The sequence below is a fragment of the Pseudomonas sp. Y3 TE3536 genome (assembly GCF_053629175.1).
On sequence record NZ_JBRJHU010000001.1, the window covers coordinates 1,234,319 to 1,258,405 of the forward strand.

Sequence of the window (24,087 nt, forward strand, 5' to 3'; positions counted from 1 at the left end):
CACTCGGCGCCAGAGATAGAAAGCATTATCATTTGTTTCAAGCGCTTGCCTGAACGCTGTAGCGTTTGCGCAGTCACAAACGTCTATCTGACGAGGCCCACCATGACCAGCCGCCTGAATCCAGAAGATCAGCGTCGTGTCGATGAGTATCTACGCGCCCCCCAGCACCAAGTCGAGCGCAGGCCCTTCCGGCCGTGGTTGCTCCTTGTACTGGTGGTGGCCGTGACCATTGGTCTGGGCCTCATAAGCCGCCTGTTGAGTGGACTGGTGCTATGAGCTGCCTTGCGCTCGCCCTCCCCTCGTGCAGTTTGCGGCCGGCCCCCAGGGCCACGAATTCCGTAAACCTTATGAGATATCCCCATGACTCATCGCATCGTGATTGTCGGCGGCGGCGCCGGCGGCCTGGAACTGGCGACCCGCCTGGGTAAAAGCCTGGGCAAGCGCAAGCAAGCCGACATCACCCTGGTCGACGCCAACCTGACGCACATCTGGAAGCCGCTGCTGCACGAAGTGGCAGCCGGCTCGCTGAACTCCTCGGAAGATGAACTGAACTACGTGGCCCAGGCCAAGTGGAACCACTTCAACTTCCAGCTGGGGCGCATGAGCGGCCTGGACCGTGAAGGCAAGCAGATCCAACTGGCCGCAACCCTCGATGAAGAGGGCCGCGAGCTGGTGCCTGCGCGCACGCTGAGCTACGACACCCTGGTCATCGCCGTGGGCAGCAACACCAACGACTTCGGCACCTTGGGCGCGGCGCAGCATTGCCTGTTCCTGGACACCCGCAAGCAGGCCGAGCGTTTCCACCAGCAACTGCTCAACCACTACCTGCGCGCGCACGCTGGTGATGTGGCCAGCGAACAAATCAGCGTGGCCATCGTCGGTGCCGGTGCCACTGGCGTAGAGCTGGCGGCCGAGCTGCACCACGCGGCGCACGAGCTGGCAGCCTATGGCCTGGACCGCATCCAGCCCAAGGACATGCACATCACTTTGATTGAGGCTGGCCCACGGGTTTTGCCTGCGTTGCCCGAGCGCATCAGTGTGCCAGTGCACAAGACCCTGGAAAAACTGGGGGTGAAGGTGATGACCAATGCTGCGGTCAGCGAAGTGACCGAGGATGGCCTGAAAACCAAGGACGGCGAAGTGATCCAGGCCAGCCTCAAGGTGTGGGCGGCGGGCATCCGTGCGCCGGGGTTCCTCAAGGACATCGATGGGCTGGAAACCAACCGCATCAACCAGCTGGTGGTACGCCCTACCCTGCAGACCACGCGCGATGACAACATCTTCGCCTTCGGTGACTGCGCCGCATGCCCGCAACCGGGTAGCGACCGCAATGTGCCGCCACGGGCCCAGGCCGCACACCAGCAGGCTTCGATGCTGGCGCAAAGCCTGAAGGCGCGGTTGGAGAACAAGGCGCTGCCGACTTATGAATACAAGGACTACGGTTCGTTGGTATCGCTGTCGCGCTTCTCGGCGGTGGGTAACCTGATGGGCAACCTGATGGGCAGCGTGAAGCTGGAGGGCTGGCTGGCGCGGATGTTCTATGTGTCGCTGTATCGCATGCACCAGATGGCGCTGTACGGGTTTTTCCGCACGGCGATGATGATGCTGGGTAGCAAGATTGGGCGAGGGACAGAGCCGCGGTTGAAGCTGCACTGACAGCTAAGCCCAGCCCCTCAGGCTGGGCTTTTTTGTGGCAGATCACCCAGCCCTTTGGGCTGCGGCAAGCTGTTTCCAAAACCTGTGGGAGCCGGCTTGCCGGCGATGCAGGCGCCGCGGTGCATGGCACCGGCTTCGCCGGTGTTCGCGGGGCAAGCCCGCTCCCACAATGAGTCAATTTTTAGAAATTGCGCAAGACAGTTGCTCCCAAAGGGCCCCGCTTAAACAGGAACCTTAACGGGTGCTTTTTTCGTGGGTTAAATTCGAGGCAAAAGAAAAAGGGCATCTCAGTCGAGATGCCCTTTTTACATGGTGGGTCGTGTAGGATTCGAACCTACGACCAATTGGTTAAAAGCCAACTGCTCTACCAACTGAGCTAACGACCCTGAAAATGGTCGGGGTGAGGGGATTCGAACTCCTGACATCCTGCTCCCAAAGCAGGCGCGCTACCGGACTGCGCTACACCCCGAGATTGGCTCCGCGACCTGGACTCGAACCAGGGACCCAATGATTAACAGTCATTTGCTCTACCGACTGAGCTATCGCGGAACTGAACTTCGGTACATCTTTACTACTTCGAAGTCTGTGTTAGCTTCGATCTCTTCAGCTTCTCTGCTTTCGCTTTGTCGCTGCTGAGGCCGGCTATTCTACATTCTTCGTTTTGCTTGTCAACCACTTTTTTTCATTCAACTTACTGATTTCTAAGTTGTTTTGCTAACACCGATGTTCCTGGTGATTCGCTTAGTGCCTGACAACGCGGCGTATATTAGGGGCACTCGATTTTAGATGCAAGCAGAAATTTCAAAATTTTCAGCAAGTTATCAAAAAAACCGGCGAGGCCCCGATTTTACGGTGTTTGCCGGGCCTCTTCGCGGGCAAGCCCGCTCCTGCAGTGGCATCAGGGGCATAAAAAAGCCCCGCAGGTGCGGGGCTATTTTTTTCAGCTGGATCAGGCAAAGACGATTTCGTCGCCTTCCACCTTGGCGGTAATCGCCGACCCTGGCAGGAATTTGCCAGAGAGGATCAACTGCGCCAGCGGGTTTTCGATCCAGCGCTGGATCGCACGCTTCAGTGGCCGTGCGCCATACACCGGGTCGTAACCCACTGCAATCAGCTTGTCCAACGCCTCAGGGCTCAGGCTGAGCGACAGTTCACGTTCCAGCAGACGGCTGCGCAGGCGGCCCAGCTGGATTTCGGTAATGCCGGCGATCTGGTCGCGGCCCAGGGGCTCGAATACCACCACTTCGTCGATCCGGTTGATGAACTCCGGACGGAAGTGCGAGCCCACCGCATCCATCACCGCAGCACGCTGCGCCTCACGGTCACCGACCAGTTCCTGGATCTGTGCAGAGCCCAGGTTGGAGGTCATCACGATCACGGTGTTGCGGAAGTCCACAGTACGGCCGTGGCTGTCCGTCAGCCGGCCATCCTCAAGCACCTGCAGCAACACGTTGAACACATCCGGGTGCGCCTTCTCCACCTCGTCGAGCAGCACCACCGAATAAGGCTTGCGCCGTACCGCTTCGGTCAGGTAACCGCCCTCCTCGTACCCTACATAGCCTGGTGGAGCGCCGATCAGACGAGCCACGGAATGTTTCTCCATGAACTCGGACATGTCGATGCGCACCATCGCCTCTTCCGTGTCGAACAGGAACTCGGCCAGGGCCTTGCACAGCTCGGTCTTACCCACACCGGTCGGGCCGAGGAACATGAACGACCCACTTGGCCGGTTCGGGTCGGACAACCCGGCGCGGGAGCGGCGTACGGCGTTGGCCACGGCGGTAACGGCTTCGTGCTGACCGATCACGCGCTGGTGCAGCAGTTCTTCCATCTTCAGCAGCTTTTCGCGCTCGCCTTCGAGCATCTTGGCAACCGGGATGCCGGTCCACTTGGAGACCACTTCGGCAATTTCTTCCTCGGTGACCTTGTTACGCAGCAGCTGGTTTTCCGACTTGCCGTGCTGGTCGACCATCTGCAGGCTGCGCTCCAGGTCCGGGATCACCCCGTACTGCAGCTCGGCCATGCGGCTCAGGTCGCCTTTACGACGGGCGCTTTCAAGCTCTTGGCGAGCCTGCTCGATCTTTTGCTGGATCTGCGCCGAGCCTTGCACTTCAGCTTTCTCGGAGGCCCAGATCTCTTCGAGGTCGGAATACTCACGCTCCAGCCGCTCGATTTCCTCGTGCAGTTTTTCCAGGCGTTTTTTCGCGGCTTCGTCTTCTTCTTTCTTCAGCGCCTGGGATTCCACCTTCAGCTGAATCAGACGACGGTCCAGACGGTCGAGCACTTCAGGCTTGGAGTCGATCTCCATGCGAATGCGGCTGGCCGCTTCGTCGATCAGGTCGATGGCTTTGTCCGGCAGCTGGCGGTCAGTGATGTAGCGATGGCTGAGCTTGGCCGCCGCAATGATCGCGCCGTCGGTGATGGCCACCTTGTGGTGCACTTCGTAGCGTTCTTTCAGGCCGCGCAGGATGGCAATGGTGTCTTCCTCGCTCGGCTCTTCTACCAGTACCTTCTGGAAGCGACGCTCCAGGGCGGCGTCTTTTTCGATGAACTGGCGGTACTCGTTGAGCGTGGTGGCGCCAACGCAATGCAGCTCGCCACGGGCCAGGGCCGGTTTGAGCATGTTGCCCGCGTCCATGGCGCCCTCGCCTTTACCGGCGCCGACCATGGTGTGCAGTTCGTCGATGAACAGGATGATCTGGCCTTCCTGTTTGGACAGCTCGTTAAGCAGCGACTTCAGGCGCTCTTCGAACTCGCCGCGGTACTTGGCACCGGCGATCAGCGCCCCCATGTCCAGCGCCAGCAGGCGCTTGCCTTTGAGGCCATCGGGCACTTCGCCGTTGATGATGCGCTGGGCCAGGCCTTCGGCGATGGCGGTTTTACCCACGCCAGGCTCACCGATCAGCACCGGGTTGTTCTTGGTACGCCGTTGCAGCACCTGCACGGTACGGCGGATTTCGTCATCGCGGCCGATCACCGGGTCCAGCTTGCCCTCTTCGGCACGCTTGGTCAGGTCGACCGTGTACTTGTCCAGAGCCTGGCGCGACTCTTCGGCGTTGGCGTCGTTGACTGCCGCGCCGCCACGCAGGTTATTGATGGCGTTTTCCAGGGCCTTCTTGGTCACACCCTGGCTCAACAGCAGCTTGCCGAGCTTGCTGTTCTCGTCCATGGCGGCCAACAGCACCAGCTCGCTGGAGATGAACTGGTCGCCCTTTTGCTGGGCCAGGCGGTCGGCCTGGTTGAGCAGGCGCGCCAGGTCCTGGGACATGTTCACGTCGCCCGTGGGGTTCTGGATTTTCGGCAGTTGGTCGAGTTCTTTCACCAGTGCCTGACGCAGGCTGTTGATGTCGAAGCCGACTTGCATCAGCAGCGGCTTGATCGACCCGCCCTGCTGTTCGATCAGGGCCTGCACCAGGTGCAGGGGCTCGATGGCAGGGTGGTCCATGCCTACGGCGAGGGACTGAGCGTCGGATATTGCTAATTGAAGCTTGCTGGTCAAACGGTCTATTCGCATGGGAGTACCTTCCTGTTAGGGCAGGTCGGAGCGATGGACAGCGCCTTTAATGAAGAAACCTGCCAGAGATGACCAATAGATATGGGTGATTCTGGAAGATTCAAGCGTAGCGGGGTTGACCGAGGTCAACCTCATGGATTAGTGGTGGCTGCGTTGAGGGCTTGCCCGCGTAGAGGCGTGATACGTCAGCGAGGGGCTAGCCAGACCAACGAGGCAAACCGCCCACCTTGGGGCGTGCGGCGATACGAGAAGAACCGTGAGTCGCTGACCGTGCAGAAACCACCGCCATACACCGCCGTCACGCCACGCGCCGCCAGGCGAATACGCGCCAGCGCATAAATGTCGGCCATCAGCTTGCCCGGCCGCTCACCGTCGACAAAGGCCTTGGCAGCCTCCGGGTGCACGGCGGTAAAGGCATCACGCACTTCCAGCCCCACTTCGAACGCCTGCGGGCCAATGGCCGGGCCCAGCCACACCAGCACGTCTTCAGGCGGCAGGGCCAAACGGTCGAGGGTCGCTTCCAGCACCCCGCCCGCCAACCCGCGCCAGCCAGCATGGGCTGCAGCCACGCGGGTACCCGCACGGTCACAGAACAGTGCGGGCAGGCAATCGGCAGTCATTACGGTGCAGGCGATACCGGGCTGATCAGTCCAGCTGGCGTCGGCCTCGGCCACCACGGCCGGGTCGGCATCCGCCACCACCAAGCCATGCACTTGCTTGAGCCAGGCAGGCTGGATAGCAAATTCATCGCTCAGACGGCGGCGGTTTTCGGCGACTGCGACAGGGTCATCACCCACGTGATCACCCAGGTTGAACGCTTCATAGGGCGGCAGGCTGACGCCGCCCTGACGCGTAGTGACACAAGCGCGAACCGAGGCCGGGGCCGGCCAGTCAGGAAACAGCAGCGCCTGCGTCAGACCGTTCATCCGATAAAGCTCTCGCGGTCTTCGTTCAGCAGTGTCAGCAACCAGAGGAAATCATCCGGCAACGGCGATTCCCACTTCATGACTTCACCGGTAATCGGGTGGGCCAGCGCGAGGAAACGCGCATGCAGCGCCTGACGCGGGAAGGTCTTGACCGCCTCGACCATGGTTGGGCTTGCAGCCGGCGGAATGCGGAAGCGCCCACCGTACGTCTGGTCGCCGACCAGTGGGAAGCCCACATGGGCCATGTGCACACGGATCTGGTGGGTACGGCCGGTTTCCAGCTTGACCCGCACGTGAGTGTGGGAGCGGAAGCGCTTGAGCACACGGTAGTGGCTGACCGCCGGCTTGCCGCCGTCGGTTACCGCCATGCGCTGGCGCATGCCGCCGTGGCGACCGATCGGGGCGTCGATCTTGCCGCCGGAGGTCACCACACCAATCACGATGCACTCATAGATGCGGCTGACCTTGCGGCTTTGCATTTGCTCGACCAGCCGGGTCTGCGCCTGCAGGGTCTTGGCCACCACCATCAGACCGGTGGTGTCCTTGTCCAGACGGTGGACGATGCCGGCGCGCGGCACGTTGATGATGTCTGGCACGTGGTGCAGCAAGGCATTGAGCAGGGTACCGCTGGCATGGCCCGCGGCCGGGTGCACAACCAGCCCGGCAGGCTTGTTGATCACCATGATATGGTCGTCTTCGTAGACGATATCCAGCTCAATGTCTTCTGCGATCCACTCGCCCTGGGCCTCTTGTTCGGCCTGTAGGGCAAGCAAAGAGCCACCATAGACGGTGTCTCGAGGGCGCACGACGGCACCATCGACCGTCAGGCGGCCCTCTTTGATCCACGTAGTAAGCCGCGAACGCGAGTACTCGGCGAACAATTGGGCGGCGACCTGGTCGAGGCGTTGACCGCCCAGATCGGACGGTACCTCTGCGCTAAGTTGAATGATCTCGGACATGCTCGATTCGGCGGGCGCACAGCCTTTGGTTTCGGCTGCGAGCTTGTGGTTAAATACGGCTTCTTTTGTCCCGGGGTTGGCCGGGGCGCTCATCATAACAGGACGGCACCGCCCAAGACAGCGGCCGTCAAAGGGACGCAAGCCGCCATGCAAGTGAAACACCTGCTGCTGATCGCCATCCTCGGGCTTACCGCGGCCTGTTCCTCTAACAAGGAAGTCATTGACGAGAACCTCAGCGAAGCCGAGCTGTACCAGCAGGCCCAGGCTGACCTGGACAATTCCAGCTACACCAGTGCCGTGAACAAGCTCAAGGCCCTGGAGTCGCGTTACCCGTTCGGCCGTTACGCCGACCAGGCGCAGCTCGAACTGATCTACGCCAACTACAAGAACACCGAGCCGGAGGCCGCCAAGTCCGCCGCCGAGCGTTTCATCCGCCTGCACCCGCAGCACCCGAACGTCGACTACGCCTACTACCTCAAGGGCCTGACGTCGTTCGACCAGGACCGTGGCCTGCTGGCGCGCTTCCTGCCGCTGGACATGACCAAGCGTGACCCGGGTGCCGCCCGTGACTCGTACAACGAATTCGCCCAGCTGACCAGCCGCTTCCCGAACAGCCGCTACGCGCCAGACGCCAAGCAGCGCATGATCTACCTGCGCAACCTGCTGGCCTCCTACGAGATCCACGTGGCCGACTACTACCTGGGCCGCCAGGCTTATGTCGCTGCCGCCAACCGTGGCCGCTACGTGGTCGAGAACTTCCAGGAAACGCCATCGGTCGGTGACGGCCTGGCAATCATGGTCGAGGCGTACCAGAAGATGCACTTGGACGAGCTGGCTGCCACCAGCCTGGAAACCCTCAAGCTCAACTACCCTGACCACCCGAGCCTGGTCGACGGCGAGTTCCAGCCCAAGCAGACCGAGTCTGACGGCCGTGGCTGGCTGTCCAAGGCGACCCTGGGCCTGATCGAAACCGACGCCCCGCTGCCGCCGGGCGAAACCCGCGCCAACCAGGACGTGGTCAAGCAGTTCCAGGACGCTCGCTCCGAGATGCCGCAAGAGCTGTTGCCGAAAGACGAAAATGGCGACGTGATTCTGCCGCCTGGCCCGAAAGAAGCCGAGCAGGACCGTTCGTGGTTCAGCTACATGACCTTTGGTCTGTTCGACTGATTGATCGCAACACAAGAAAGGGAGGCCTTGGGCCTCCCTTTTTTATTGGCTGCGTCCTAGACTGTCGGCTTCTTCATTCGACAAGCTGGACACCATGGTTCGCCTACTTTTCTGGATCGCCCTGATCGCCGCCGCGTTCTGGCTGTGGCGCAAGTTCAAGATCAGCCAGCAATCCCACCCTGAGCCGAAGCTCGACGACCCGCTGAAGATGGTGCGCTGCGCCCATTGTGGCGTGCACCTGCCTAATGACCGGGCGCTGCAGCTGGGCAAGGAGTGGTACTGCAGCCAGGCGCACCTTGAGCAGGGGCCTGGGCAATCGCGCTGAGGCGGGATTCGCTGAATGGGGGCGCTGCGCGCCCCAATCGCGACGCGAGGCCGCTCCTACAGAACAGCGTCATCGCCTGTAGGAGCGGCCTTGTGTCGCGAAAGGCCCGCAAAGCGGGCCCGGCACTCTCAGCCCAAGCGCCCTGCCGGCGCATACGGCGCCGGGTCGATGATCGGCTCAGCCCCGGTCAGCAAATCGACGAACAGCTGGCAAGACGCGGGCGCCAGCACCAGCCCATTGCGGTAATGCCCGCAATTGAGCCACAACCCATCATGCCCAGGCACCGGCCCGATATACGGAATACCTTCCGGCGACCCCGGCCGCAGCCCAGCCCAATGCCCCACCACCGTGGCCTCTGCCAGTTCCGGCAGCAACTCGACCGCCGAAGCCTTGAGGCTTTCCAGCGCCTGCTCGGTCGGGGTCTTGTCGTATCCAGCATGCTCCAGCGTACTGCCCACCAGAATATGCCCGTCACGGCGCGGAATGGCGTAACGCCCCTTGGCCAGCACCATGCTCGGCAAAAAGTCCTCGGCACACTTGAACAGGATCATCTGGCCCTTCACCGGCTCTACCGGCAGTTCCAGGCCCAGCGTGCGCAGCAGGTCGCCGCTCCAGGCGCCTGCGCTCAGTACCACTTCATCGGCATTGATCACGCCATCCGCCGTCTGCACACCGGTAACGCGCTCACCCTCATGCCGGAAGCCTGTCACCTGGCAGTGCTCACGCAAGCTCACGTTCGGTAGCGCCAGCAATGCTGCCTTGAGCGACTTCACCAAACGTGGATTGCGCACGTTGGCCACACCCGCCATGTAGATGGCGCGCTTGAAGCCAGGGCCCAGCACCGGTACGGCGTCATAGGCCGCCGAGATATCCACAGCACTGAGCGGGCGTCGCTCGCGCTCGGCCCAGGCCAATGCCTCGGCTTCATCATCCAGGTCCAACCAATACAACCCGGTGGTATGCACCTGAGGATCAATGCCCGTGGTAGCGAACAGGTGCTCGCCCAGTTGTGGATAAAAATCCTGGGACCAATGCGCCAAAGCGGTTACCGCCGGGCTGTAGCGCCATGGGTACAGCGGCGAGACGATACCGCCGCCGGCCCAGGACGACTCGCGGCCGACCTCCCCCTGATCGCAGATCACGACCTGCCCGACGCTCGCCGCCAGGTTGAATGCCGTCAGCAGGCCGATAACCCCGCCGCCGACCACCACTACTTGCTTGCTCATCTGTCGATCCAAACACCTGAAGTAAAACCGCGATGCGCCGGGCATCATTCATTCTTCAGCTTCCCCAGCATCGCTCGCGGCCTTCCAGGCTGCCCGGGTTGCTCTGCACACCGCTTTGGTCGAGCTGAAAATCACCACAGCGGTCATCGGCCATCAGGCTATTCGGCAGCCGCCTTGCGCTCAGCTTAAAGGTATCGCTGCTGCGCTGGGCCTGCAGGCTGTAATGACGGTTGGCAGTGGGCAAGGCCAGCTCGCCTTCGGCGTATTGGCCCGTGCGCACGCGGTGGCGCTCCAGGCGCAAGGCAGCGTCATGCAGCAGGCCAACCACTTCACTGCGTGCGGCTCGCCGAAGCTGGTCGCTGTAACTGGGGTAGGCAATGGCTGCCAGAATGCCGGTCACGGCCACGACAATCAACAATTCGATCAGGGTCAGGCCTTGCTGCATGTCAGGGTTCCCTCAATCGTTGTCGCCAGAGGATGCGCCGCACCTCATCACCGGACAGGGCATACACCGCTTCAAGTACATGGCGCGACTCGACCTGTCGGCTGACGGCAGTCACCCTGAACAAGGTGGCCTGTTGGCCCTCGGGCAAGTGGGCGACGCGGTCGCTTGTGCCAAGGTTGTGCACCTGAAAATAGCCGCTTTCGATGCGCTGCCAGCTGCCTTGCAAGTCGTGCGGGCGTTGTGGCGGCTGGCAGGGCTTGCACAGCGGGGGCGTAACCAGCGTTAGCTGGTCAACAGCCAGCAGCAGTGTCTGTTCGGCTTCATCAAGTGCCTTGAGCCCATCACGCCAGTAGCCGGCCATGCGTGTTTCAACCAGCGCATCTCGCAGCGCCGAGGCCGCGATCAGGCCAAGCAGCAAGCTCAGCACCAGCGCCAACAGCAACACCACACCGCGTTGGCGCTTCACAGTTCGGGCACCGGGTTACGCAGCGCCACACTCAGCGCATGCTGCTGTTCGATGCGCAGGGTGGGCTCGTACAGGGTCAGGTGCACATCTACCCGCCCGCCCTGCGGTGTTTCGACGAACGCCACGCGCATCTCGCGCACATGGTCGACCAACGGTTGCGGAGTGCCTCGTCGCCGGAACTTCAACGTACCGTCTTCCAGCGCATACACGTGCCGGCTGATAGGGAACGCTAACAGCTGACCGCTGCTTTCAGCTCGGCCCTTGTGCACGTGGGCCTCGTCGGTGCAGTTGGTCAGCAGCGTCCAACCTGGAGCACCGCTATGCCCTGGCAGCTCGGCGACCACCAAGCTCAAGCTAGTGGGGCTCACATGCAGCGGTCGGGCGAAGGCCTGAAGTGCTTCCGGGTCGTTGAAATCGCCGGGCTGCAAGCGCAGGCAACCGAACATGCCGGCCATGCGAATATCCTGGGCCATGCGCTGCAAGGCCAGCCGGGCATCATCCTGCAGGCGTGCGGCCACACCTTGCAGCCGCCAGGTTTGATGGGCAGACACGAACAGCTGGCTAGCCGCTGCCAGCAGCCCCAAACCGATGGCGAGCGCCAGTACCCCTTCAAGCAGGCTGAAGCCGCCTTGTGCGCGCTTCACCGCTGCACCTTCCGCGCATCAGCTGCCCTGCTCCGCTCTAGCTGCGTGTGTTTCAACAAGGCGGCCTGCGCGTCGTGCCGAGCGCTGTCGGTTGCCTGCAGTGCGCGCACCTGCAGCGCAGCAGCGGCAAACAGGCCCACTGCCACGACCACCATGGCCAGCAGTACCTCGAGAAGCGTCATGCCCCCTTCCATCGTTCGCATCCCTGCGCCCCCTGCGACTTTTCCTGCAGCTGTTTAATCACTGGGCGACTGGATCAATTGCCCTGCGACGTTGAAGCTGAAGCGAAGCACGTCCAGGGAGAAATGCACGGTGCGGCAACAGGGTGCAACACTGATACAAATGATGTTGGCGCTGGCCATGGCGGCCGTTCTGACACAGCTGGGGATGCCGGCCTACACCGGGCTTTCTGATGACTTACATAGCGCAGCCGCAGCGCGGGACCTGGCCCAGGCACTGCGCAGCGCGCGCAGCCACGCCTTGCTGCAAGGCCAGACAGTGCGGGTGCAGCCGATGGAAAGCGATTGGGGTAAGGGTTGGCGTGTGGTGCTTGAACACAATCAGCAGGTGCTGCGTGAACACCGCTTGTCGCGGCCGCTGAGAATTGCCCACAACACGCCGGGGCAGGTGAGGTTCAGTGCAGTAGGTGTTCCGCTGGGGCGTAGCAATTCAACACTGGAGATCTGCGAACGCGCCTCCCCCACCGGCCAGCATCACGTCGTGCTGTCGACCAGCGGCAGAATCAGCGTGCGCACAGGTGAGCCCGAGCGGGGCTCTCTGTGCGCACGCTCTTGATCAGATCAGCGAACGAACCCGCAGCTCTTTGGGCATCGAGAACGTGATGTTCTCTTCACGCCCATCGAGCTCTTCGGCGCCAGAAGCGCCCCACGCCTTGAGCTGCTCGATCACACCACGCACCAGCACCTCTGGGGCAGAAGCACCCGCCGTGATGCCGATGCGGGCGGCGTCGCCAAACCAGCTGCGCTGCAGGTCCTCGGCACCATCGATCAGGTAGGCCGGGGTGCCCATGCGCTCGGCCAGCTCACGCAGGCGGTTGGAGTTGGAGCTGTTCGGGCTGCCGACCACCAGGACCACGTCACATTCGTCGGCCAGTTGCTTGACTGCATCCTGGCGGTTCTGGGTGGCGTAGCAAATGTCATCCTTACGCGGGCCACCGATGTTCGGGAAGCGCGCACGCAGGGCATCGATGACACGGCTGGTGTCATCCATCGACAGCGTGGTCTGGGTCACGAAGGCCAGGTGGTCCGGGTCGCGCACCTGCAGCTTGGCAACATCCTCCTCGTCTTCGACGAGGTAGATGGCGCCGCCGTTGCTGGCGTCGTACTGCCCCATGGTGCCTTCCACTTCCGGGTGCCCGGCGTGGCCGATGAGAATGCACTCACGGCCGTCGCGGCTGTACTTGGCCACCTCGATGTGCACCTTGGTGACCAGGGGGCACGTGGCATCGAACACCTTCAGGCCACGCCCGGCCGCTTCCTGGCGCACGGCCTGGGAAACGCCATGGGCGCTGAAGATGACGATGACGTCGTCAGGCACCTGCTCCAGCTCTTCGACGAAGATGGCACCGCGGTTGCGCAGGTCTTCGACCACGAACTTGTTGTGCACCACTTCGTGGCGTACGTAAATCGGCGGGCCGAAGACTTCCAGGGCACGGTTGACGATCTCGATCGCCCGGTCGACCCCCGCGCAAAAGCCGCGAGGGTTGGCGAGTTTGATTTGCATGCTCGGCTCCAGGCTTACAAGGCTTTCACATCGAGGATCTCCACCTCGAAGCTCAGGGTCTTGCCAGCCAGTGGGTGATTGAAGTCGATGGTCACCTGCGCGTCATCGAAGGCTTTGACCACGCCCGGCAGCTCGGCGTTGGCGGCGTCGTTGAAGATCACCAGCAGGCCTTCGGACAACTCCATGTCGGTGAACTGCGAGCGCGGCATCACTTGCACATTCTGCGGGTTCGGTTGGCCGAAGGCGTTCTCCGGGGCCACGGTTACGGTGCGCTTGTCGCCGGCCTTGAAGCCGAACAGCGCGGCTTCGAAACCGGGTAGCAGGTTGCCGTCACCGACCTTGAACATGGCGGGCGACTTGTCGAACGTGCTGTCGACCGTGTCGCCGTTTTCAAGGTGCAGCGCGAAGTGCAAGGTGACTTCGGTGTTCTGGCCAATACGGGTGTCAGTCATGGACAGGCTCCTCGGACTTCTTGCTCTTGAACATATCCAGCGCCAGCATCACCGCACCAACGGTGATGGCACTGTCGGCCAGGTTGAAGGCCGGGAAATAATGGCGGTTCTGCCAGTGCACCAGGATGAAGTCGACCACGTGGCCAAGCACGATGCGGTCATACAGGTTACCCAGCGCACCACCCAGCACCAATGCCAAGGCGACGGCCAGCCAGGTCTCGCTGCGCCCCAGGCGCTTGAGCCAGACCACCAGCACCGCACTGACCACCAGGGCGATCAGGGCGAACAGCCAACGCTGCCAGCCGGAGCTGTCGGCGAGGAAGCTGAACGCCGCCCCGGTGTTGTAGGCCAAGGTCCAGCTGAAGTAGTCAGGAATGACCACGATCTGCTGGTACAGGCTCAACTTGCCTTCGAAATAGACCTTGGTGACCTGGTCAAGGACCAGGACCACCAGGCTCAGCCAGAGCCAGGCAAGGCGCCCGAAGCGCCCCGCAACAGGGTTAGGCATAGTGGCGCACCTCGCCCGAACCGCTCAGGTTGTCGACGCAACGGCTGCAGATTTCCGGGTGCTCCGGGTGGCTGCCAACGTCGGCGCGGAAGTGCCAGCAGCGGCCGCACTTGGCGTGGCCAGACTTGACCACTTTCAGCTTGAGGCCTTCGACTTCGGTCGCCACGGCATCCGCCGGTGCCTGCACGAACGGCACCACGCTGGCAGCCGAGGTGATCAGCACGAAGCGCAGCTCGTCGCCCAGCTTGCTCAGGTCGGCGCTCAGGCCTTCTTCGGCGTACAGGGTAACTTCGGCTTGCAGGTTGCCACCAATGACCTTGGCGGTACGCTGGTTTTCCAGCTCCTTGTTGACCGATGCCTTGACCGCCATGACGCGGTCCCAGTAGGCACGGTCCAGCTCGGTGCCTTCCGGCAGCTCGCTCAGGCCCTGGTACCAGCCGTTAAGCATCACCGACTCGTTGCGCTCGCCCGGCAGGTACTGCCAGATTTCGTCGGCGGTGAAGGCCAGGATCGGCGCGATCCAGCGCACCAGCGCTTCGCTGATGTGGTACAGCGCAGACTGGCACGAACGGCGCGCGACACTGTTGGCGCCGGTGGTGTACTGGCGGTCCTTGATGATGTCGAGGTAGAAGCCACCCAGCTCCTGCACGCAGAAGTTGTGGATCTTCGAGTAGACGTTCCAGAAGCGGTACTCGCTGTAGTGCTCTTCCAGCTCGCGCTGCAGCAGCAGCGTGCGGTCCACTGCCCAACGGTCCAGGGCCAGCATGTCCTCTGGGGCCAGCAGGTCGCGGGACGGATCGAAGCCCGACAGGTTGGACAGCAGGAAGCGCGCGGTGTTGCGGATACGGCGGTAGGCGTCGGCGCTACGCTGCAGGATCTGCTCGGAAACCGCCATCTCACCGGAGTAGTCGGTGGCCGAAACCCACAGGCGCAGGATGTCGGCACCCAGGGTGTTGTTGACCTTTTCCGGCTCGATGGTGTTGCCCAGCGACTTGGACATCTTGCGGCCGTTCTCGTCCACGGTGAAGCCGTGGGTCAGCAACTCGCGGTACGGCGCGTGGTTGTCGATGGCGCAACCGGTCAGCAAGGACGAGTGGAACCAGCCGCGGTGCTGGTCGGAGCCTTCCAGGTACAGGTCGGCGACCGGGCCGGTAGCGTGGCCGATGTCGTGCGAGCCACGCAGCACGTGCCAGTGGGTGGTGCCGGAGTCGAACCACACGTCCAGGGTGTCGGTGATCTTGTCGTACTGGCCGGCTTCGTCACCGAGCAGTTCGGCGGCGTCCAGCTTGAACCAGGCCTCGATGCCTTCTTGCTCGACGCGCTTGGCCACGGCTTCCATCAGCTCGACGGTACGCGGGTGCAGCTCGCCGGTCTGCTTGTGCAGGAAGAACGGGATCGGCACACCCCAGTTGCGCTGACGCGAGATGCACCAGTCCGGGCGATTGGCGATCATCGAGTGCAGGCGCGCCTGGCCCCAGGCCGGGACGAACTTGGTTTCTTCGATGGCCTTGAGCGCGCGCTCACGCAGCGGCTCGCCGGTGGTTGGCTGCTTGTCCATGCCGACGAACCACTGCGCGGTGGCGCGGTAGATCAGCGGGGTTTTGTGGCGCCAGCAGTGCATGTAGCTGTGGCTGATGGTTTCGGAGTGCATCAGCGCGCCAACTTCGCCCAGCTTCTCGACGATGGCCGGGTTGGCCTTCCAGATGAACTGGCCGCCAAAGAACTCCAGCGACTCGACATACACGCCGTTGCTCTGCACCGGCGTGAGGATGTCGTCGTTGACCATGCCGTAGCGCTTGCAGGTGACGAAGTCGTCTTCACCGTAGGCAGGTGCGGAGTGGACCACACCAGTACCGGCGCCCAGCTCGACGTAGTCAGCCAGGTAGAGTGGCGACAGGCGGTCGTAGAACGGGTGGCGGAAGTTGATCAGCTCCAGGGCCGAGCCTTGGGCGGTCGCAACCACCGAGCCTTCCAGGTTGTAACGCTTGAGGCACGACTCGACCAGCTCTTCAGCCAGCACCAGCAGGCGCTCGCCAGTGTCGACCAGGGCGTACTTGAACTCCGGGTGGATGTTCAGCGCCTGGTTGGCAGGGATGGTCCACGGGGTGGTGGTCCAGATCACGATGGCGGCAGGCTTGGCCAGCGAGGCCAGGCCAAAGGCGGCGGCCAGCTTGTCGGCGTCGGCGACCGGGAAGGCCACGTCGATGGTCTGCGACTTCTTGTCGGCGTATTCGACTTCGGCTTCGGCCAGTGCCGAACCGCAATCGAAGCACCAGTTCACAGGCTTGAGGCCCTTGAACACGAAACCTTGCTTGACCATCTCGGCCAGGGCACGGATTTCACCGGCCTCGTTGGCGAAGTTCATGGTCTTGTAAGGGTTGTCCCAGTCGCCCAGCACACCCAGGCGGATGAACTCGGTCTTCTGCCCTTCGATCTGCTCGGCGGCGTACTCGCGGCACAGCTCGCGGGTGCGGTCGGCGGACAGGTGCTTACCGTGGGTGACTTCGACCTTGTGTTCGATCGGCAGGCCATGGCAGTCCCAGCCCGGCACGTAGGGCGCGTCAAAGCCCGCCAGGGTCTTGGAACGGACGATCATGTCCTTGAGGATCTTGTTCAGCGCATGACCGATGTGGATCTTGCCGTTGGCATAGGGCGGGCCGTCGTGCAGGACGAACTTCGGACGATCCTTGCCAATTTCGCGCAGCTTCTGGTACAGGCCAATGCTGTCCCAGCGCTGCAGAATCTGCGGTTCGCGCTGAGGCAGGCCGGCCTTCATCGGGAAGGCGGTGTCCGGAAGGTTTAGCGTGGCTTTGTAGTCGGTCATTTCAGGCTCTTCGTTAGCGGTTGAGCGTGCCAATGTGCACGTGCGGCGGCGATGTCCGCGTCGATCGCCGACTTCAGCGCCTCAAGGGAGGCGAATCGCTGCTCTTCACGCAGCTTGTGGTGGAACTCCACCGTCAGACGCCGGCCATACAGGTCGCCGGCATAATCCAGAAGATGAATCTCCAGGTGCGGGCGCCCATCACCAGCAACGGTGGGGCGCACGCCGATATTGCCGACACCCGGCCAGGCCTTGCCGTCGATTTCGATGCTGGCCAGGTAAACCCCGGACAACGGCACGCGGCGGCGCTTGAGCTGGATGTTGGCGGTGGGCGTGCCAAGTTGGCGCGCGAGTTTTTGGCCGTGCAAGACCCGGCCAGTGATGCGGTACGGGCGGCCCAGCAGGTGCTCGGCCAGTTCGAAGTCGCCTTCGGACAACGCCTTGCGCACTTCGGTGCTGCTGACCCGCAAACCATCCTGGATAACCGTGTTGGCGGCTTCGACGGTGAACCCGTACTTGTCGCCGGCCTCGACCAGGAAGGCAAAATCGCCTGCGCGGTCGCAGCCAAAGCGGAAGTCGTCGCCCACTTCGAGGTGCCGCACGCCCAGGCCGTCGACCAGGATGGCCTTGACGAACTCATCGGCGCTGAGCTTGCTCAGGCGCTGGTTGAATGCCAGGCACAGCACGCGGTCGATGCCTTCGGCGGCCAGTAGCTCGACCTTGTCGCGCAGCCGAGCCAGACGCGCCGGGGCAGTATCGGGGGCAAAGTATTCGCGCGGCTGTGGCTCGAAGATCACCACGCAGGTCGGCAGGCCAAGTGCTTGGCCGCGCTCGCGCAGACGCGCCAGGATTGCCTGGTGGCCGCGGTGAACCCCGTCGAAGTTGCCAATGGTGGCGACACAGCCCCGGTGCTCGGGGCGCAGGTTGTGAAGACCTCGAACCAGCTGCATAACGCGCTTCTTGCTCATAAAGTGGCCGATTATAACCACACCCGGGCGCCGGTGACAGGCAGCAGCGCCCAGGGGTGGCGTGGAATGCGAAAAACCGACGCCTGACGTGCGCTAGGCCTCAGTGCAGGGCCTTGCGGGCAAAATGCCGAGGCCGGAAGCCGCACAGGTACAGGCAGCCGAAATACGTCACGATGCCCGCCAGGATCAGCGCCCCGAGACGCACGAAGCGCTCGAGCATGCCGCCCTGCTCCCAGGCCGGCATGACGTGCATGCCCGCCAGCAAAACCGCCGACATCAATGTAACTGCCAATACCAGCTTGAACAGAAAGCGTGCCCAGCCCGCTTGCGGCTCGAACAGCCCTTGGCTGCGCAGCTTCCAGAACAGCAGGCCAGCATTGAGGCAGGCACCCAGGCTGATCGCCAGGGCCAGGCCAGCATGCGCAAGCGGGCCAACCAGGACCAGGTTCAACAGCTGAGTGCAGACCAGCGTGAACACCGCGATCTTCACGGGTGTCCGGATATTCTGCTGCGCATAGAAGCCTGGTGCCAGTACCTTGACCAGAATGATCGCCAACAGGCCCACAGAATAGGCCATCAACGCACGCTGGGTCATGGCCGCATCGAACGCGCTGAACTTGCCGTACTGGAACAGCGCCACAGTCAGCGGCTCGGCGAGAATGGCCATGGCCAGTGTGCAAGGCAACACCAGCAGGAAGCACAGGCGCAGGCCCCAGTCGAGGATGCGCGAGTATTCTTCGCGGTCCTTGTTGGCGTAGGTCTTGGCCAACGTCGGCAGCAGGATGGTGCCCAGGGCCACGCCGAGCACGCCGGACGGCAGCTCCATCAGGCGATCGGCGTAATACATCCACGACACCGAGCCGGCTACCAGGAACGAGGCGAAGATGGTGTTGATGATCAGCGATATCTGGCTGACCGAAACGCCGAGGATTGCCGGCAGCATCTGCTTGAGCACGCGCCATACACCGGTGTCGCGCAGGTTCAGGCGTGGCAGTACGAGCATGCCGATCTTCTTCAGTGCCGGCAGCTGGTACAGCAGTTGCGCCAGGCCGCCTGCCAGTACACCCCAGGCCAACGCCATGATTGGCGGGTCGAAATACGGCGTGAGCACCACGGCGAAGAAGATCATCGCCACGTTCAGCAGGGTCGGGGTAAACGCCGGGACCGAGAATCGGTTCCAGGTATTGAGGATCGCCCCCGCCAGCGACGACAGCGAAATCAGCAATATATAAGGAAAGGTCACCCGCAACAGGTCGGTGGTAAGCGCGTACTTTTCGGCGCTGTCGACGAACCCAGGCGCTGTCGCCCACACCACCCAGGGTGCTGCGAGGATGCCAACGGCCGTGACCAGGGCCAGGACCAGGGTCAGCAGGCCGCTGACATACGCAATAAAGGTACGGGTCGCCTCCTCGCCCTGCTGGGTCTTGTATTCGGCCAGAATCGGCACGAACGCTTGCGAAAACGCCCCCTCGGCAAAAATCCGCCGCAGCAGGTTGGGCAGCTTGAACGCGATGAAAAAGGCATCAGTGGCGATGCCGGCACCAAATACACGCGCCAGGATGGTGTCGCGCACAAAGCCCAACACCCTGGAAATCATGGTGATTGAGCTGACAGCGGCCAGGGATTTGAGCAGATTCATCGAAAAGATTCACGTCAGAGACAGAGGACGCTGCAGACAGCGTTCGAATGTGCGATACTCCCGCGCCTTCGCAGGGGAGCCAAAAATTCCCGAGTTTACAGGTCGCGCAGCAGAAAGGAATCTTTCCCTCTTGTTGGCGCACCGCTCGGCGGAACCTTGCAGGTGGCCTTGACATCCGTTCGACTGATCGGCATGATTCGCGGCCTATTTTGTTTGCTATTTACCTAAAGTCTTTCGAGGAGCTCGACGGTGGCCAACACACCTTCCGCCAAGAAACGTGCAAAACAGGCTGAGAAGCGTCGCAGCCACAACGCCAGCCTGCGTTCCATGGTCCGCACCTACATCAAGAATGTAGTTAAAGCCATCGACGCAAAAGACGCTGAAAAAGCGCAAGCCGCTTACGTTCTGGCTGTGCCTGTAATCGACCGTATGGCCGATAAAGGCATCATCCACAAGAACAAAGCTGCTCGCCACAAAGGCCGTCTGAATGGCCACATCAAGGCGCTGAAAGAAGCTGCAGCTGCCTAAGCGACATGCTTGTCAAAAAACCGACCCTAGGGTCGGTTTTTTGTTGCCTGCGATTTTTAATTGCATGGGCTTTGTGTAGGAGCAGCCTTGTGCTGCGAAGAGGCGGGTGTAAGCACCTGACATCAAGGGTGCCTGCACCGGCCTCTTCGCAGCACAAGGCTGCTCCTACACAAAGCTAGGGCCGCATTAGGCGGCCCTGGCATGCATCACTTGGCTATCTGGATCTTCGGCGCCCACTGCAGCCATTGATCCTCTGCCTTGTCGAACAGGGCAAAGGTTTGTTGCGGCCGCGCCGGGTTGCCCATCTGCTCACCATCCGGGGTGGCAAAGGCAATACCGCCATCGATCAGTGTCTCCAGCGACTCGGTACGCACCGTAGCGCCCTTCAACAGCCCCCAATCGAAGCCAAAGCCACTGCTGTTCCAGAAGCGGCTGCCGCTGCGCACCAATGCGGCATAGCGCGGCTCGATAAGGATATGGATCAGCACGCGGTCGGCGCTCTGGCCCAGCTCGAAGCCTGTCACCTTGCCGACTGCAACTTCACGGTAGGTCACCGGCACACCCGGCTTGATCGAGCCACGCCGCGGTGCACTGAGCGTCAACGGCAAGCCGACCTCAGGGCCAGCTACCTCTGGGGCATCTGCCAGGGCAATGAAATCACGCTGCGTGCCTCTGTCTTTGGCCGCCGGCTGCACTTCCAGGTATTGCCCACCAATCAAGGTGTCCAGGTTTTCAGTACGCACCAGGCCCAGCGCAGGCTTGACCACCCAGAACTGGGTGCCGACCCGGGCAATACGCTCCGCCGCTTCGGTAATGCGTGCCCGCAACAGCACCGCCTGCAAGTCTGCGGTCAGGTCGACGCTTTCGATACTGCCAACGTCCAGGCCACGGAAGCGGATCGGCGTGCCTGGCTTCAAGCCATCGGCACGGTCGACACGAATGGTGATCAAGGTACCCGCACGATTGACCGCCTCCTCGCTGTCATGCAGGCGGAAGCGTGGAATATGACGCTTGAGCGCCACATCAGGCCTTGGCGTGTCGAAGGCGATACCGCCAGCCATCAGGGTTTGCAGTGATTCACTTTTGATCTTGATGCCCGACAACCCACCGGTCAGGGTAATACCACTGACATTCCAGAAGCGCGACGAGCCGTTGACCAGCTTCTCGTACTCCTTCTCGATGTGCACACCGATCAGGATGCGGTTGCTGTTGCGGGCGAACTGGTAGCTCTGCACGCTACCCACTTTCACCTGGCGATACATCACCGGGCTACCGACTTCCAACGAACCCAGGGTATCGGCGAACAGCACCATGTGCAGGCCCGGTGCCTTGAGGTCCAGCGGCGGCGCCTTGGGCCGAGCTTCGAACTCACGCAGCGGCTTGGCGCCCTTCTCGCCGGGGCGAATGGCAATGTAGTTACCTTTTACCAAAGCCTCCAGGCCTGTGATGCCCGCCAGCGAGATGGACGGTTTGACCACCCAGAACTGCGTCCCTTCGACCAGGTAGTCCTCGGTCAGCGGGTCGAGGGTGAGCTCGGCCATGGCGCTGCCGAGATTATCCTCCATCTTCAGCGCTTTCAGCGAGCCGACCTGTATGCCTTTGTACATCACCGGCGTGCGGCCAGCCTGCAGGCCTTCGTAGTCACTCAGCTTGACCTTGATGCGGATGCCGGCCTGGGCAGCATCGAAGTCTTCGTACAGGCGGAACGGCAGGCTGGGGTCGGTTGGCGGGCTGTCCTTGCGGTATTCCGGTGTCGCGAAAGCAATACCGCCGGCGACGATGCTTGAGAGCGACTCGCTGCGCACCTTCACGCCCGACAGGCTGGCATCGATACTGATGCCGCTGGCATTCCAGAAACGCGTGTGTTTGCGCACCAGGCTGGCGTAGGCAGGCTGGATGAATACCTTGACCTCGACCGTATCCTGATCATCGGAAAGCCGGTAGCTCTTCACCCGGCCGACCTGAATCTGCTTGTAGAAGACCGGGCTGTCGCGGTTGAGCGACCCCAATCGATCGGCCTTGAGCGTCAGGTGCAAGCCGGGCTCACTGTCGGACAAGGGCGGCGCCGTGGACAAGGCGGTAAAGCGCTTGGCCTTCTCCCCTTCGCCAGGGCTGACGGCGATGTAGTTACCCGAGACCAAGGTTTCCAGGCCGGAAATACCCGCCAGGCTGACGCTTGGCTTGACCAGCCAGAAGCGCGTACCGGTTGTCAGGTGTGGTTCTGCCGCCTTGTTCATCTCAATGGTGGCGATCACCCCCTGGTTGTCACCCTTGGCGTCCAGCACCAGGGACGTCACCTTACCGACCGGCATGCCCTTGTAGATAACTTCGGTCTTGTTGGCGACGATCCCTTCACCGGTGGTGAAACGAACTTCGATTTCTACACCCGCATCCCGATACGCCTGCCATGCCAACCAGCCGCCGATCATCAACGCAATCAGCGGCAGAATCCAGATGGCCGACCAGTTCGAGGCTGGGCGGGTTTTTGCCGTAGGCAGGTCACTCATGGTCGTCATCCGACTCCGTGTTATCCCAAATCAGTCGGGGATCGAAAGTTAAAGCAGCGAGCATCGTCAGGATCACCACAGTGGCAAAGGCGACAGCACCCAGGTTGGCTTCGACACTGGCTATTCGGCCGAAATTCACTACCGCCACCAGAATGGCGATGACGAAAATATCGAGCATGGACCAGCGCCCAATGAATTCGATGAAGCGGTACATCAGGATCCGCTGGCGCGCAGAAAGCGGCTGTCGGCGTTGAACGGAGTACAACAGCAAGCCGATGCCCACCAGCTTGAAGGTGGGCACCAGGATACTGGCAATGAAGACCACCGCCGCAATGGGCACCATGCCGTGCTTGAGCAGGGTGATGACGCCCGACATGATGGTATCGGGGCTGCCCTGGCCGAGCGTGCTGACGGTCATGATCGGCAACAGATTGGCAGGGATGTACAGAATGGAAGCCGCAATCAACAGCGCCCAGGTACGCACGATGCTGTTGGGTCGACGGTCATGCACGATGGCGCCACAGCGCGTGCATGTCTGCGAGGCGCTGTCGGCCTCCTGCCTGTTCAGTTCGTGACACTCATTGCAGACAAGGATGCCTGCATCAATCGCCCGCATGGAGATCCTCCCCGGAAAGCGCACTCCAGATCTGATGCGGTGACATCACCACTTCAAGCCACACCTGAATCAATAACAAACTGATGAAGCAGAATAGGCCCAACCCGATGGTCAACTCGGCCAGGTCCACCAGTTTGACGATCGCAACCAGCACGCCCATGAAGTAGACCTCGAGCATGCCCCAGTCGCGCAGATGGTGATAGATGCGATAGCACAACAAGCCATAGCTGCGCCCTACATCCAGGCGAATGCTCAGCAGCACCGCCAACTGGCACAGCAGTTTTGCCAGGGGAATGGCCATGCTGCACAGGAAAACCACGACGGCCACGCCACGCATTTCGGAGTTGTAGAGGCCTAAGACGCCACTCCACACCGTATCGTCGGACGTCTGGCCAAGCAGGTGCAGCTGCATGATCGGCAGGAAATTAGCCGGCACGAACAGCAAGAGGGCGGTGAGCACCAGGGCTAGGCTACGGTTGACCACGTTGTGCCGGTGGGCGTAAAGCTCATAGCCGCAGCGCGGGCATTGGGCCTTTTCGTCATGCTGCAGCACGGGTTTGCGCATCAACAGGTCGCATTCGTGGCAAGCAACGAGTTCGTCCAGCGGCAATTGGGCCAGTGCTTCGGGTTCGACAGGGTTGGGCATATCGAGCTTCTGAATGGATGCGTGGGCTCTATTCTAGTGATCTGGCTCAAAATGTGGGAGGCGACTATTGACCGGTGTGCAACTGCAGGTGCCAGTCGGTGCTGAAGCCCGGAAAAGACAAAACCCCTACCTGCTCGCGCAGATAGGGGTTTTGCGAAATGAATCTTGACGATGACCTACTCTCACATGGGGAAACCCCACACTACCATCGGCGATGCATCGTTTCACTACTGAGTTCGGGATGGGATCAGGTGGTTCCAATGCTCTATGGTCGTCAAGAAATTCTGTAGCCAGAATGTCCAGATGGACAGCCCAGCGAATTCGGATATGC

The 24,087-nt window shown here is 61.8% G+C and carries 23 protein-coding genes, 3 tRNA genes and 1 rRNA gene; 6 read left to right on the plus strand and 21 right to left on the minus strand.

Features of this window, described 5'->3' with window-relative positions:
- Positions 1–102: 102 nt before the first annotated feature.
- Entirely contained in the window at positions 103–276 is a 174-nt protein-coding gene (locus tag AB7M33_RS05570) for a DUF3094 family protein (protein ID WP_013970765.1), read from the plus strand.
- Positions 277–360: 84 nt separating this feature from the next.
- Positions 361–1,656, plus strand: a complete 1,296-nt coding sequence (locus AB7M33_RS05575) for an NAD(P)/FAD-dependent oxidoreductase (protein ID WP_027594562.1) — start codon at positions 361–363, stop codon at positions 1,654–1,656.
- Between the two features lie 310 nt (positions 1,657–1,966).
- On the opposite strand, the gene AB7M33_RS05580 is transcribed toward AB7M33_RS05575, so the two are convergent.
- The 6 genes from AB7M33_RS05580 to rluD all read right to left on the minus strand — a co-directional run bounded on the left by AB7M33_RS05580 (position 1,967) and on the right by rluD (position 7,055).
- A tRNA-Lys gene (locus tag AB7M33_RS05580) sits at positions 1,967–2,042 on the minus strand.
- 6 nt (positions 2,043–2,048) lie between these two features.
- Positions 2,049–2,125 (minus strand) — tRNA-Pro (locus tag AB7M33_RS05585).
- Positions 2,126–2,129: 4 nt separating this feature from the next.
- Positions 2,130–2,205: transfer RNA gene (locus AB7M33_RS05590), tRNA-Asn, on the minus strand.
- A gap of 400 nt (positions 2,206–2,605) precedes the next feature.
- Positions 2,606–5,170: an ATP-dependent chaperone ClpB gene (gene clpB, locus AB7M33_RS05595; RefSeq protein ID WP_027594563.1), complete on the minus strand. Its 2,565-nt coding sequence runs from the start codon at positions 5,168–5,170 to the stop codon at positions 2,606–2,608.
- Between the two features lie 185 nt (positions 5,171–5,355).
- The gene (gene pgeF / locus AB7M33_RS05600; protein WP_027594564.1) at positions 5,356–6,096 is read right to left on the minus strand and encodes a peptidoglycan editing factor PgeF; all 741 of its coding nucleotides are present in this window, start codon (positions 6,094–6,096) and stop codon (positions 5,356–5,358) included.
- Positions 6,093–7,055 (minus strand): 23S rRNA pseudouridine(1911/1915/1917) synthase RluD, encoded by a 963-nt coding sequence (gene rluD / locus AB7M33_RS05605; RefSeq protein WP_454242554.1) that lies wholly within the window; start codon positions 7,053–7,055, stop codon positions 6,093–6,095. The genes pgeF and rluD overlap by 4 nt, the downstream gene beginning before the upstream one ends.
- A 147-nt stretch (positions 7,056–7,202) precedes the next feature.
- On the opposite strand from rluD, the gene AB7M33_RS05610 reads away from it, so the two are divergent.
- Both AB7M33_RS05610 and AB7M33_RS05615 read left to right on the plus strand, forming a co-directional pair.
- Positions 7,203–8,222: an outer membrane protein assembly factor BamD gene (locus AB7M33_RS05610; RefSeq protein WP_099428275.1), complete on the plus strand. Its 1,020-nt coding sequence runs from the start codon at positions 7,203–7,205 to the stop codon at positions 8,220–8,222.
- Between the two features lie 94 nt (positions 8,223–8,316).
- Entirely contained in the window at positions 8,317–8,547 is a 231-nt protein-coding gene (locus tag AB7M33_RS05615) for a PP0621 family protein (protein ID WP_099428274.1), read from the plus strand.
- 128 nt (positions 8,548–8,675) lie between these two features.
- On the opposite strand, the gene thiO is transcribed toward AB7M33_RS05615, so the two are convergent.
- The 5 genes from thiO to AB7M33_RS05640 are packed head-to-tail and all read right to left on the minus strand — an operon-like array spanning position 8,676 to position 11,531.
- Positions 8,676–9,773, minus strand: a complete 1,098-nt coding sequence (thiO, locus tag AB7M33_RS05620; protein ID WP_454242555.1) for a glycine oxidase ThiO — start codon at positions 9,771–9,773, stop codon at positions 8,676–8,678.
- 55 nt (positions 9,774–9,828) lie between these two features.
- On the minus strand, positions 9,829–10,218 hold the full coding sequence (locus AB7M33_RS05625; RefSeq protein ID WP_454242556.1) for a type IV pilin protein: 390 nt from the start codon (positions 10,216–10,218) through the stop codon (positions 9,829–9,831).
- Between the two features lies 1 nt (position 10,219).
- A complete protein-coding gene (locus AB7M33_RS05630; RefSeq protein ID WP_454242557.1) occupies positions 10,220–10,684 on the minus strand; it encodes a hypothetical protein in 465 nt (154 codons plus the stop codon).
- A complete protein-coding gene (locus tag AB7M33_RS05635) occupies positions 10,681–11,328 on the minus strand; it encodes a PilW family protein (protein WP_454242558.1) in 648 nt (215 codons plus the stop codon). The genes AB7M33_RS05630 and AB7M33_RS05635 overlap by 4 nt, the downstream gene beginning before the upstream one ends.
- Positions 11,325–11,531 (minus strand): prepilin-type N-terminal cleavage/methylation domain-containing protein, encoded by a 207-nt coding sequence (locus AB7M33_RS05640; RefSeq protein WP_085274286.1) that lies wholly within the window; start codon positions 11,529–11,531, stop codon positions 11,325–11,327. The genes AB7M33_RS05635 and AB7M33_RS05640 overlap by 4 nt, the downstream gene beginning before the upstream one ends.
- Before the next feature lie 109 nt (positions 11,532–11,640).
- Here AB7M33_RS05640 and AB7M33_RS05645 point away from each other — a divergent pair, with 109 nt between their 5' ends.
- A complete protein-coding gene (locus AB7M33_RS05645; RefSeq protein ID WP_085274285.1) occupies positions 11,641–12,123 on the plus strand; it encodes a GspH/FimT family pseudopilin in 483 nt (160 codons plus the stop codon).
- On the opposite strand, the gene ispH is transcribed toward AB7M33_RS05645, so the two are convergent.
- The 6 genes from ispH to murJ form a co-directional block, all read right to left on the minus strand.
- A complete protein-coding gene (ispH, locus tag AB7M33_RS05650; protein WP_027594574.1) occupies positions 12,124–13,071 on the minus strand; it encodes a 4-hydroxy-3-methylbut-2-enyl diphosphate reductase in 948 nt (315 codons plus the stop codon).
- A gap of 14 nt (positions 13,072–13,085) precedes the next feature.
- Positions 13,086–13,523 carry an FKBP-type peptidyl-prolyl cis-trans isomerase gene (gene fkpB / locus AB7M33_RS05655; protein ID WP_085274283.1) on the minus strand — a complete coding sequence of 146 codons (438 nt, stop codon included), beginning with the start codon at positions 13,521–13,523 and terminating at the stop codon, positions 13,086–13,088.
- A complete protein-coding gene (gene lspA / locus AB7M33_RS05660; RefSeq protein WP_027594576.1) occupies positions 13,516–14,031 on the minus strand; it encodes a signal peptidase II in 516 nt (171 codons plus the stop codon). The genes fkpB and lspA overlap by 8 nt, the downstream gene beginning before the upstream one ends.
- Complete coding sequence (ileS, locus tag AB7M33_RS05665; protein ID WP_027594577.1) at positions 14,024–16,855, minus strand: isoleucine--tRNA ligase; 2,832 nt, start codon at positions 16,853–16,855, stop codon at positions 14,024–14,026. The genes lspA and ileS overlap by 8 nt, the downstream gene beginning before the upstream one ends.
- Positions 16,852–17,802 (minus strand): bifunctional riboflavin kinase/FAD synthetase, encoded by a 951-nt coding sequence (ribF, locus tag AB7M33_RS05670; protein ID WP_027594578.1) that lies wholly within the window; start codon positions 17,800–17,802, stop codon positions 16,852–16,854. Before ribF ends, ileS begins: the two co-directional genes overlap by 4 nt.
- Positions 17,803–17,920: 118 nt before the next feature.
- The gene (gene murJ / locus AB7M33_RS05675; RefSeq protein ID WP_099428269.1) at positions 17,921–19,459 is read right to left on the minus strand and encodes a murein biosynthesis integral membrane protein MurJ; all 1,539 of its coding nucleotides are present in this window, start codon (positions 19,457–19,459) and stop codon (positions 17,921–17,923) included.
- A 249-nt stretch (positions 19,460–19,708) separates the two neighbouring features.
- Between murJ and rpsT the strand changes: the two genes are divergently transcribed.
- Positions 19,709–19,987 carry a 30S ribosomal protein S20 gene (rpsT, locus tag AB7M33_RS05680; RefSeq protein ID WP_003247625.1) on the plus strand — a complete coding sequence of 93 codons (279 nt, stop codon included), beginning with the start codon at positions 19,709–19,711 and terminating at the stop codon, positions 19,985–19,987.
- A 206-nt stretch (positions 19,988–20,193) separates the two neighbouring features.
- Here rpsT and AB7M33_RS05685 read toward each other — a convergent pair whose 3' ends face one another.
- From AB7M33_RS05685 to rrf, 4 genes are all read right to left on the minus strand, one after another.
- Positions 20,194–22,494 (minus strand): PqiB family protein, encoded by a 2,301-nt coding sequence (locus tag AB7M33_RS05685; RefSeq protein WP_027594580.1) that lies wholly within the window; start codon positions 22,492–22,494, stop codon positions 20,194–20,196.
- Entirely contained in the window at positions 22,487–23,110 is a 624-nt protein-coding gene (locus AB7M33_RS05690; RefSeq protein ID WP_265970362.1) for a paraquat-inducible protein A, read from the minus strand. The genes AB7M33_RS05685 and AB7M33_RS05690 overlap by 8 nt, the downstream gene beginning before the upstream one ends.
- Complete coding sequence (locus AB7M33_RS05695; protein WP_027594582.1) at positions 23,097–23,756, minus strand: paraquat-inducible protein A; 660 nt, start codon at positions 23,754–23,756, stop codon at positions 23,097–23,099. The genes AB7M33_RS05690 and AB7M33_RS05695 overlap by 14 nt, the downstream gene beginning before the upstream one ends.
- 163 nt (positions 23,757–23,919) lie before the next feature.
- Positions 23,920–24,035: ribosomal RNA gene (gene rrf, locus AB7M33_RS05700) — 5S ribosomal RNA — on the minus strand.
- Between the last annotated feature and the right edge of the window lie 52 nt (positions 24,036–24,087).

Bases quoted from the DNA above. Each gene is read 5' to 3' on its own strand.
- AB7M33_RS05625 (WP_454242556.1), bottom strand. From the start codon at position 10,218: ATGCAGCAAGGCCTGACCCTGATCGAATTGTTGATTGTCGTGGCCGTG.
- ribF (WP_027594578.1), bottom strand. From the start codon at position 17,802: ATGCAGCTGGTTCGAGGTCTTCACAACCTGCGCCCCGAGCACCGGGGC.
- AB7M33_RS05690 (WP_265970362.1), bottom strand. From the start codon at position 23,110: ATGCGGGCGATTGATGCAGGCATCCTTGTCTGCAATGAGTGTCACGAA.
- AB7M33_RS05695 (WP_027594582.1), bottom strand. From the start codon at position 23,756: ATGCCCAACCCTGTCGAACCCGAAGCACTGGCCCAATTGCCGCTGGAC.
- ileS (WP_027594577.1), bottom strand. From the start codon at position 16,855: ATGACCGACTACAAAGCCACGCTAAACCTTCCGGACACCGCCTTCCCG.
- AB7M33_RS05575 (WP_027594562.1), top strand. From the start codon at position 361: ATGACTCATCGCATCGTGATTGTCGGCGGCGGCGCCGGCGGCCTGGAA.
- rluD (WP_454242554.1), bottom strand. From the start codon at position 7,055: ATGTCCGAGATCATTCAACTTAGCGCAGAGGTACCGTCCGATCTGGGC.
- AB7M33_RS05640 (WP_085274286.1), bottom strand. From the start codon at position 11,531: ATGCGAACGATGGAAGGGGGCATGACGCTTCTCGAGGTACTGCTGGCC.
- thiO (WP_454242555.1), bottom strand. From the start codon at position 9,773: ATGAGCAAGCAAGTAGTGGTGGTCGGCGGCGGGGTTATCGGCCTGCTG.
- clpB (WP_027594563.1), bottom strand. From the start codon at position 5,170: ATGCGAATAGACCGTTTGACCAGCAAGCTTCAATTAGCAATATCCGAC.
- lspA (WP_027594576.1), bottom strand. From the start codon at position 14,031: ATGCCTAACCCTGTTGCGGGGCGCTTCGGGCGCCTTGCCTGGCTCTGG.
- AB7M33_RS05685 (WP_027594580.1), bottom strand. From the start codon at position 22,494: ATGAGTGACCTGCCTACGGCAAAAACCCGCCCAGCCTCGAACTGGTCG.
- pgeF (WP_027594564.1), bottom strand. From the start codon at position 6,096: ATGAACGGTCTGACGCAGGCGCTGCTGTTTCCTGACTGGCCGGCCCCG.
- ispH (WP_027594574.1), bottom strand. From the start codon at position 13,071: ATGCAAATCAAACTCGCCAACCCTCGCGGCTTTTGCGCGGGGGTCGAC.
- AB7M33_RS05615 (WP_099428274.1), top strand. From the start codon at position 8,317: ATGGTTCGCCTACTTTTCTGGATCGCCCTGATCGCCGCCGCGTTCTGG.
- AB7M33_RS05570 (WP_013970765.1), top strand. From the start codon at position 103: ATGACCAGCCGCCTGAATCCAGAAGATCAGCGTCGTGTCGATGAGTAT.
- murJ (WP_099428269.1), bottom strand. From the start codon at position 19,459: ATGAATCTGCTCAAATCCCTGGCCGCTGTCAGCTCAATCACCATGATT.
- fkpB (WP_085274283.1), bottom strand. From the start codon at position 13,523: ATGACTGACACCCGTATTGGCCAGAACACCGAAGTCACCTTGCACTTC.
- AB7M33_RS05610 (WP_099428275.1), top strand. From the start codon at position 7,203: ATGCAAGTGAAACACCTGCTGCTGATCGCCATCCTCGGGCTTACCGCG.